A 9137-nucleotide genomic window follows, 5' to 3' on the forward strand; every position below is an offset into this window, starting at 1 on the left:
TGGTTACTTTTGGGGCTCTTTTCCAAAAGTGACCCGCTGTAAGAGCGGAACCCATCCAAGCCTCACCCAAATAACGGATATACACCCCCCAACCACCCTCAAAAGACATTACTTATATGAATAACCAAATTCAAAAATAATGAATTCCAAGAATATTAGCTTATGCCCAAATAGCATTATATTTTTAAAATCCATTCCGTTATGTTTGATCGCAACAGCCTACCCCTGACCTCGGATGGTACCAATCGTGATTCGGATTCTGCGTCCATAGCCGGGTGACCAACCCGCAGCAGAATCGTTGGAAGGGAGTTCAACGTATGTTGCCAATTCAAACCCCTCGCTCGCCCCACACCTAGCTACAAATCGCCAACACCCCCCGAAAAACACGAGCACCGCGCCTGTCCGCGTGACTGCCCGACTTCGCGATTTGGAACGTTTGGAGTGGCTATGAAGCAAGTCTTGCACCCCACCGCCGCACTGGCGCTGGCCCTGCTGGCAAATACGGCCCAGGCCCAGGACGACAGCACCCTGTCCACCGTAGTGGTCACCGGCAACCGTGGCGCCGAACAACGCACCGTCACCAGCAGCCCGGTGCCGATCGATGTGGTCAGCGCCAAGCAACTGCAGAGCACCGGCAAGCCCGGTTTGATGGAAGCCCTGAGCGCCGTCATCCCTTCATTGACCCTGCCGGAAAAAACCGGCTGGGATGCCAGCGGCATTGCCCGGGCGCCCAACCTGCGTGGCCTGAGCGCTGCCGAAGTGCTGGTGCTGGTCAACGGCAAACGCCGCCATACCAGCGCCACCTTGAACATCAATGGCATCAACACCGGCGCGGCTCCGGCTGACCTGGACTTGATCCCCATCAGCGCCATCGACCATGTGGAAGTGCTGCGCGACGGCGCCGCTGCCCAGTACGGTTCGGATGCCATCGCCGGGGTGATCAACGTGATCCTCAAGGCCGACACCAGCGGTACGGCAGTGACCAACATCGGCCAGGGCTACGACGGCAAGAAGCAAACCGTGCAGCAAAGCCTCAACAAAGGCTTTGAAATCGGCAACGGCGGCATCGTGCAACTGGCCCTGGATGCGCGCAGCCAGAACGATGACAACAAGGCCAGTGCCAACGGCTACACCTATGAGCAGGCGTATGGCCTGGCGGGCACATCGACCTACGGCGGCTACGGCACGCCCAAGACCAACCTGGCGACCCTGGGCTACAACGCCGAGCTGCCGATTGATGACAGCTTCAGCCTGTATTCCTTCACGACCTATTCGCACCGCAAGGCCGAGCAGGGGCAGAACTTCCGCCTGCCTACCATCACCAACACCATCACCACCGGGCCGAATGGCTACCCGGCTGGCTATACGCCGACCTGGTACATCGACGAGGACGATTTCCAGGCTGCATTCGGTGGCAAAGGCAAAGTCGGCGAGTGGGATTGGGACCTGTCCACCACTTATGGACGCAACGCGGCGGAGCAGGGCACCACCCACAACCAGAACCCGTCGTTGGGCGAGTACACGCCGAACAGCTTCACCTCCGGCACGTGGATTTCCACTGAGCTGACCACCAACCTCGACTTCAAGCGCGGCTTCGATGTCGGCCTGCAAAAGCCGCTGGATGTGTCTTACGGCTTCGAGCATCGGCGTGACACTTATGAGGTGCAGGCCGGTGACTACGCGTCCTATGCCAACGGCGGTTACTGCGTCGCGCCGGGCAATTGCGCGTCGTCCGGGGCCCAGGTCACCAACGGCATTTCGCCGGACGAAGAAAGCAGCGCCTCGCGCAACAGCCTCGCCAGTTATGTCGACGTGGGGTTCAACCCGCTGCCGGACTGGTACGTCGGCACCGCGTTTCGCTATGAGCATTACAACGAAGGTGTCGGCGCCACCCGCAGCGGCAAGCTGACCACACGCTATGACTTCACCCCGCAGTTCGCCGTGCGCGCCACCGTCAGCAATGGTTTCCGTGCGCCGTCCCTGGCCAACAGCCTGTTCAGTGCGCGTTCCACCACCTATGGCGTGGTCGACGGGGTGTATCAGTCGATCAACTACGGCGTGTTGCCGGTGGGCTCGGCGGCGGCCAAGGCCCTGGGCGCCGAAGGCTTGAAACCCGAGCGTTCGACCAACTTCAGCCTCGGTTTCACCCTGACGCCCACCGACCGCTTGAACTTCACCGCCGACGCCTACGTGATCAACCTGCGCGACCGCATCACCCTCACCGGCACCTTGCTCGGCCCGCAAGTCACCCAGGTGTTGCAGAACAATGGCATCAACTCTACCTCCGGCGGCCAGTACTTCCTCAATGGCGCCGACACCCGCACCAAAGGCCTGGACCTGGTCAGCAACTACAACCAGGACGTCGGCCAGTTCGGCTCATTGAAATGGACCGCCGCGTTCAACTGGAACCAGACCAAGATCCTCAACTACAAGGCGTCCACCGACATCCTCGGCACCTCCTATGACCTGATGGACCGCCAGGCTCGTGGCCTGATCACCGATGTGCAACCCAAGACCAAGCTGATCCTGGGCGGCGACTGGAGCATCGACCGCTTCAATCTCAACCTGGCCCTGACCCGTTACGGTTCCTACAAAGAAGTGAACTCATCCGCCAATCGCGACCTGGATCGCATTTACAGCGCCAAATGGATCACCGACCTCGACCTTGGCTACAACCTCACCAAAGACCTGAACATCGCCGTCGGCGCCAAGAACCTGTTCGACCAATACCCCAAGAAACAAGGCGTGCCGAGCAGCACCATGCTTGCCAGCTACGGCACCTATTCGCCCTACGGTTTTACCGGCGGGTACTACTACACCCGTTTGACTTATGCCTTCTAAGGCCAGCACGAGCGAGGAATAAAACATGCCCATCGTCGCCAAATCCTATGACCTGATCGAAGCGGCCAGCCCGGTTCGCCAGGCCCGTGTCGCAACGCCCATCAGGGCCCTGCAAGTGGTGCCGGCCCGGCACCCCTGGCGTTGGGCGGGGTCGATCTTCGCCGCGCTGGTGCTGTTGGCCATCGTGCACTCCCTGGCGACCAACCCGCGCTGGGAATGGGGCGTGTTCGGCCAATGGTTTTTCTCGCCGTCAGTGTTGCGGGGGCTCGGCCAGACGCTGTTGCTGACGCTGCTCAGCACGGTGTTCAGCATCATCCTCGGCACCGCGCTGGCTTTGGCGCGGTTGTCGGGATCGCCGCTGCTGGCGGCGCTGGCCTGGGGCTATATCTGGTTTTTCCGCTCGATGCCCGCGCTGCTGGTGCTGATCATCCTCTACAACTTTGCCTACCTGTATGACCACATCGTGCTCGGTGTGCCGTTCACCCGCGTGGTGTTCGCCGAGTGGTCGACAGTGGATGTGCTCAGCCAATTCACCGTGGCCGTATTGGGCCTGAGCCTGATGCAGGCGGCGTACGCGGCAGAGATCATTCGCGGCGGCCTGATCGGCGTGGATGCCGGCCAGCACGAGGCCGCTGCGGCATTGGGGTTGCCTGCCACGCGACGCATCTTCCGGATCATCCTGCCCCAGGCATTGCGCTCGATCCTGCCCTCGGGGTTCAACGAAATCATCGGCCTGGTCAAGGGCACGTCCATCGTCTACGTGCTGGCCTTGCCCGAGCTGTTCTACACCGTGCAGGTCATCTACAACCGCACCCAGGCGGTGATTCCGCTGCTGATCGTGGCGACCGTGTGGTACCTGATCATCACCACCGTGCTGACCAGCGCCCAGTATTACGTCGAGCGCTATTTCGCCCGTGGCACCGCACGGGTGCTGCCGCCCACGCCGCTGCAACGCATACGCCGCTGGCTCAAGGAGAAAACCCATGAGTGAAGCCCGCGCCGGCCGTATCCAGATCCAGGGCGTGGGCAAGCGCTTTGGCAACCAGCAGGTCTTGAAAGACATCGACCTGACCATCGACCCGGGCAAGGTCACAGTGATCCTCGGGCCCTCCGGCTCGGGCAAATCCACCTTGCTGCGCACCATCAACCACCTGGAGAAAATCGACAGCGGGCACATCACCATCGACGGTGAATACGTCGGCTACCGACGCAAGGGCGACCTGCTTTACGAGCTCAAGGAGCGCGAAATTCTCAAGCGTCGCATCGACGTGGGCTTCGTGTTCCAGAACTTCAACCTGTTCCCGCACCTCACCGCCTGGGAAAACATTGCCGAAGCGCCGCTGGCACACAAGCGCTGGAGCAAGACCGAAGCGCAGGCCAAGGCCGGTGAACTGCTGACCAAGGTGGGTTTGGCGGACAAACTCGATGCGTACCCGCGCCAGCTCTCCGGCGGCCAGCAACAGCGCGTCGCCATCGCCCGCGCGTTGGCGCTGGACCCCAAGGTGCTGCTGTTCGACGAGCCGACCTCAGCCCTCGACCCGGAACTGGTGGGCGAGGTCCTCGACGTGATCAAAGGCCTGACCCAGCTGGGCGTGACCCTGGTGATCGTCACCCACGAAATCGGCTTTGCCCGCGAGGTGGCCGACCACGTGGTGTTTCTCTGCGACGGCCAACTGATCGAGGAAGGCCCGCCTGAACAGATTTTCCGCCAACCCCGACATCCCCGCACCGTGGCCTTTCTGGGCAAGGTGCTTTAGTTCAAGGAGTGACTGCCATGTTTATCTCTACTGCCCGCGTGGCCTTGCTGGCGCTTGCCGTCAGTGCTGCGCCGAGTGCTTTCGCCGCCGTGCAACAGGTCGATCTCAGCCCCGACCGCGTGCGCATCCACGTGCCACGCAACGAGGCGGCCATCGCGCAAATCCCGCCGGGCTTCAAGTTCGCCCAGCCGGGCAAATTCACCGTGGCGGTGTCCGGCGTGGCCGGGCCACCCTTGGCGCTGCTGGCCAATGACGACAAGACCACCATCGGCAGCGAGGCCGACACCGCGCAGTTGGTCGCCGACAGCCTGGGCCTGCAACTCAATGTGGTGCAGACCAGTTGGGAGGATTGGCCCCTGGGCGTCAGCTCGGGCAAATACGACGCGGTGATCAGCAACGTCACCGTGACCGAGGCACGCAAGAAGCGCTTTGACTTCGCCACTTACCGCCAGGATGTGCTCGGGTTTTATGTGAAGAGCACCAGCAAGATCACCGAGATCAAGCAGGCCGAGGACATTGCCGGGCTGAAGATCATCGTCGGCTCCGGTACCAACCAGGAAAAGGTCCTGCTGGCGTGGAACGAGGCGAATGAAAAGGCCGGCATCAAGCCCGCGTTATTGCAGTACTTCGATGACCAGGCCGCCGCGCAACTGGCGGTGCAGTCGGGGCGCAGCGATGCGCTGTTCGGGCCCAACTCGGTGTACGCCTACTCGGCGGCGATTACCGGCGGCATCAAGCGCGTCGGCACGGTAAACGGTGGCTGGCCATTGAAGGCGGATATCGCCGTGACCACGCGCAAGGACAACGGTTTGGTCAAGCCGATTCACACCGCCCTGGAAGGCGCGATTGCCGGCGGTCAATACGAACAGGTGCTGCAACGCTGGGGCCTGGATGTGGAGCGCGTCGACACGTCGCTGATCAACCCACCCGGCCTGCCTGACTGACTAAGGAGTAGCGAACATGGGACTGACACGACGTGAAGCGCTGTCAAGCATCGCCGCCGTAGGGGGCGAGAAGGCGGTCAAGGACGCACTGGCCGTATTGGGTTTGGGGCCGTCGTCACACCGCCGGCCGCAACCGTTGAAACTCAAGGAGGGCCTGGGGCAGGGCACCCGCGTGCTGGTGTTGGGCGCCGGGATTGCCGGGCTGGTCACGGCCCTGGAGTTGAGCCGCGCCGGCTTCAGTGTGCAAGTGCTGGAAGCGCGCGACCGGGTCGGCGGGCGCACCTGGACCCTGCGCCATGGTGACCGCGTGGACTACAAGGATGGCCGTACGCAAACCGTGGCCTTTGACCAGGGTCTGTATTTCAACGCGGGCCCGGCGAGGATTCCCAGCCAGCACCGCACGATTCTCGATTACTGCAGTGAACTGGGCGTGCCGCTGGAAGTGCTGGTCAACAGCAGCCATGGCGCCCAGGTGCGTCCGGACGTGCAGCAGCCGGCGTTCACCGTTGGCCAGGCGGTCAACGATGCGCGCGGGCACCTGTCCGGCTTGCTGGCCAAAGCGGTGCAACGCGACGCCCTTGATGACGTGTTAAGCAGCGAGGAACGCACACGCTTGCTGGCGTTTTTGCAGGTGTATGGCGACCTGTCACTGGAACTGGCTTATGAGGGCAGCCTGCGTTCCGGTCACCTGGAGTCGCCTGCGCATCCGGGCGCATTGCCGGCCAGCGCCCGCCCGATCGGCCTGGAGCGCCTGCTGCACCCGGAGCTGTGGGGCGCGTTGCTGCACACCGAGTTCCCGGAGTTTTCGGCGACCATGTTCCAGCCGGTCGGCGGCATGGACCGCATTACCGACGCGTTCTACCAGCGTGTGCGCGAGCATGTGCAACTGGGCGCCCAAGTCCGCCAGATCCGTCAACTGGAAGATGGCGTCGCGGTGACCTACCACGACAAACACAGCGGCCGCGAGCAGGTGGTGCGCGCCGATTACCTGGTCTCGACGTTGCCGCTGCCATTGTTGGCCAAGCTCGACACCGATTTCAGCGACCCGATCAAGGCCGCACTGCTCAGCACCCGCAGTGACCAGGCGACCAAAGTGGCGTGGCAATCGCCGCGCTTCTGGGAAACCGACTACCGCACCTACGGCGGCCTGTCTTGGGTCGAGCACCCGGCGCGCCTGTTGTGGTACCCGAGCAACGACCTCAACACCCGCGACGGCTTGCTGGTGGCGGGCTACGTGACCGGGGAGGGCGCGGATGTATTTGGCGCGCAGCCGTTCGAAAAGCAGTACGCCACCTCCAAAGAAGCGGTGGAGCTGCTGCACCCCGGCTACTCAAAACACCTGCGCAACCCGCTGGCCGTGTCCTGGGAGCAAATCCCCTACAGCGAAGGCCCGTGGCTGCAACGCGAACACTTCCCGGCCGACGCCAGTGCCTTGCTCGAACAAGGCCACGGCCGCGTGTACTTCGCCGGTGACGGTCTGGTGCAAAGCGGCGTGGGCATCTGGCAGGAATCGGCGGCCAATTCGGCGCGCCATGTGGTCGGGCAACTGGCCGAACGCGTGGCTCAACACACCCACTTTGCGGCCGCGGCCGCGTCTTAAGGAGCACCCTCATGAGCGACAGCATTCAACGCACCAGCGTCGGCGACTTCCCGATCTCGCAAACCGTCACCGTGCCGGCGTCCGCCAGCCTGATTTTCGTCAGCGGCACCTTGCCGGACCTCGCCGATGCAAACGCGCCGGCCGGTACACCAGCGGCCTATGGCAATACCGAAGTGCAGACGGTGTCGGTATTCAGCAAGCTGCGCAAGATCCTTCAGCAACAAGACCTGGACCTGGGTGATATCGTGCAATTGCGCGTGTTCCTGGTCGGCGCCGAAGAGACGGGCGGCAAGCTGGACTTTGCCGGGTTGCAGCGCGGTTACACGCAGTTTTTTGGCACGCCTGAGCAGCCGAACAAACCGGCGCGCACCGCGCTGCAAGTGGTGGCACTGCCGTTGCCGGGCGCGTTGGTGGAAGTGGAAGCGATTGCGGCTCGTACCCTTTGATTGGGGAGTGAACAGGCGTGTTGTGGCAAACCCGCTTGCCACAACAGCCCCGGCAATTCAGGTTTGGCGCCATCCCTATCGTCGGTGGCAGGTGCCTAGGCACCCTTGCCGGGCAATGGCCAGATCTGCTCGCGCACCGACTCGCCGAGCCACACCATGCCGTGCATGAAGGTATCGCGCTCCTGTGGCGTGGTGAGGGGGAAACTGGCGTAGTGCGTGTGCGCCATGACTCGCAGTTCTTCGGTCCACGCCTGCTTTTCCGGCTCACTGTCGAGGTTGCGGCCCTCAAGCACCTCAGCCGGCATGAACGTGCTCAACGCCATGGGCAGCGCATCGCGGGTACCCAGGCGTGCGTTGATCGTGGCGCTGCAGATTTCTACGGTGAGCCCGGTAATGCCCTTCGCCAGTAGCTTTTTCAGCGGCTTGATCTTGTTGTTGGCGGCGAAATTCGTGGACTTGAGCAAGGTGTTGTAATGCGGTTTGAAGTGGTTGATCAGGGCGGCCTCGGCCAGCGTGATCACTTCATCGCGATTCAAACGCACACTGCGCAGCCGCTCGAAATGCGCCGATTCATCCTGCTCGCTGGCGATGGGTTCAGCATTGAAGTCACCGCCATTGCTCACCATCGTCCTGCCGTGCTCGAACCGGTAGAGCAGAATCGAAATCTCCAGCTCCGGGCTGTTGGTCGAGGTTTCGGCGAGGATGCGTTGCAGGGTGGTGTGGTTCAACAGCCGGTCCAGCGCGGTGCGCGCGTGAACCTTGCCGATGCCCTGGCCGACATAGAGCACGTTCATGTCCCGATGGTTCGCTTGCAGGGCACTGGTCGCGTTTGCCACGACGATATGCGCGGCGGTGGTCATCTGCCGTGAGGTCGAGAGGATGGTCAGGTGCGTGCCGTTGGGCGCGACGATCACCTGTTCGATGTCGTCCTGATCGTCGGGCCCTATGCGCGGGATGTCGTAACGGAAGGGGATCGACTGCACGCCCTGTTCGTCCATCACGATAAAGCTTCCGTGCGCGGATCGGCCGTGCAGGTACAGGTCATCAGGGTTGATCAGCACCCGCCGCCTGGCGGTGATCAGGTAGATATTGCTGCCGGCAATCGCCTCTCGGAAACGACCATCGCCTTTGGCGCGGTAAAGGTCGGCGGGCGTCAACACCGAGGGTGGGCTGGAATAGAGGTGGGTTGCGCCTTCGGCAGAAAACTGTCGAATGATCGAGTCCATGTTGGTCATTGTTCTGTCCTGACGGGGCTGCGCGCAACGGCAGCGTCGCGCGACAGTTTGTCAAAAATACGCGGTCATGGGCACTGACTGAACGGATAGGTATTCAGTTTTTACCCATGGGATGTGCGCATGAATATGGGCCGGGCTTACCACCATTTCCAGCGGCCCTGGCTTTTAAGAGCGGTGATGATGGCTTCGCGTTTGTGGCGGATTTCTACCATCTTGTGGCGCAGTTCGCGGCAGCGGTTGCTGTTGAGGATCAGTAGGCCGGTCAGGGGGCTAAGCAGGGACATGGCGTAGAGAAAGATCGGCGGGCGGTACTC

7 protein-coding genes are annotated in these 9137 nt (G+C 62.2%); 6 read left to right on the forward strand and 1 reads right to left on the reverse strand.

Annotated features, from left to right (window positions below; all coding sequences use genetic code 11):
• Positions 1–447 precede the first annotated feature (447 nt).
• From WBB95_RS29155 to WBB95_RS29180, 6 genes are read left to right on the forward strand one after another with little or no spacing between them, the layout of a single operon-like run.
• A complete protein-coding gene (locus tag WBB95_RS29155; RefSeq protein ID WP_424490734.1) occupies positions 448–2841 on the forward strand; it encodes a TonB-dependent receptor plug domain-containing protein in 2394 nt (797 codons plus the stop codon).
• A gap of 25 nt (positions 2842–2866) precedes the next feature.
• Positions 2867–3832, forward strand: a complete 966-nt coding sequence (locus tag WBB95_RS29160; protein WP_424490735.1) for an amino acid ABC transporter permease — start codon at positions 2867–2869, stop codon at positions 3830–3832.
• Entirely contained in the window at positions 3825–4598 is a 774-nt protein-coding gene (locus tag WBB95_RS29165; RefSeq protein WP_424490736.1) for an amino acid ABC transporter ATP-binding protein, read from the forward strand. Before WBB95_RS29160 ends, WBB95_RS29165 begins: the two co-directional genes overlap by 8 nt.
• Positions 4599–4615: 17 nt before the next feature.
• Entirely contained in the window at positions 4616–5542 is a 927-nt protein-coding gene (locus WBB95_RS29170; RefSeq protein WP_424490737.1) for an ABC transporter substrate-binding protein, read from the forward strand.
• Positions 5543–5558: 16 nt separating this feature from the next.
• On the forward strand, positions 5559–7142 hold the full coding sequence (locus WBB95_RS29175; protein WP_424490738.1) for a flavin monoamine oxidase family protein: 1584 nt from the start codon (positions 5559–5561) through the stop codon (positions 7140–7142).
• Between the two features lie 11 nt (positions 7143–7153).
• Positions 7154–7588, forward strand: a complete 435-nt coding sequence (locus tag WBB95_RS29180; RefSeq protein WP_424490739.1) for a RidA family protein — start codon at positions 7154–7156, stop codon at positions 7586–7588.
• Positions 7589–7683: 95 nt separating this feature from the next.
• Here the strand turns inward: WBB95_RS29180 and WBB95_RS29185 are convergent, their stop codons facing one another.
• Positions 7684–8823: a hypothetical protein gene (locus tag WBB95_RS29185; RefSeq protein WP_424490740.1), complete on the reverse strand. Its 1140-nt coding sequence runs from the start codon at positions 8821–8823 to the stop codon at positions 7684–7686.
• Positions 8824–9137 lie beyond the last annotated feature (314 nt).

It is taken from the genome of Pseudomonas sp., assembly GCF_049645325.1.
Classification (GTDB): Bacteria; Pseudomonadota; Gammaproteobacteria; order Pseudomonadales; family Pseudomonadaceae; genus Aquipseudomonas.

Excerpts from the sequence above, each read along its gene's own strand:
- WBB95_RS29160 (WP_424490735.1), top strand. The coding sequence starts at position 2,867 with ATGCCCATCGTCGCCAAATCCTATGACCTGATCGAAGCGGCCAGCCCG.
- WBB95_RS29185 (WP_424490740.1), bottom strand. The coding sequence starts at position 8,823 with ATGACCAACATGGACTCGATCATTCGACAGTTTTCTGCCGAAGGCGCA.
- WBB95_RS29155 (WP_424490734.1), top strand. The coding sequence starts at position 448 with ATGAAGCAAGTCTTGCACCCCACCGCCGCACTGGCGCTGGCCCTGCTG.
- WBB95_RS29175 (WP_424490738.1), top strand. The coding sequence starts at position 5,559 with ATGGGACTGACACGACGTGAAGCGCTGTCAAGCATCGCCGCCGTAGGG.
- WBB95_RS29165 (WP_424490736.1), top strand. The coding sequence starts at position 3,825 with ATGAGTGAAGCCCGCGCCGGCCGTATCCAGATCCAGGGCGTGGGCAAG.
- WBB95_RS29180 (WP_424490739.1), top strand. The coding sequence starts at position 7,154 with ATGAGCGACAGCATTCAACGCACCAGCGTCGGCGACTTCCCGATCTCG.
- WBB95_RS29170 (WP_424490737.1), top strand. The coding sequence starts at position 4,616 with ATGTTTATCTCTACTGCCCGCGTGGCCTTGCTGGCGCTTGCCGTCAGT.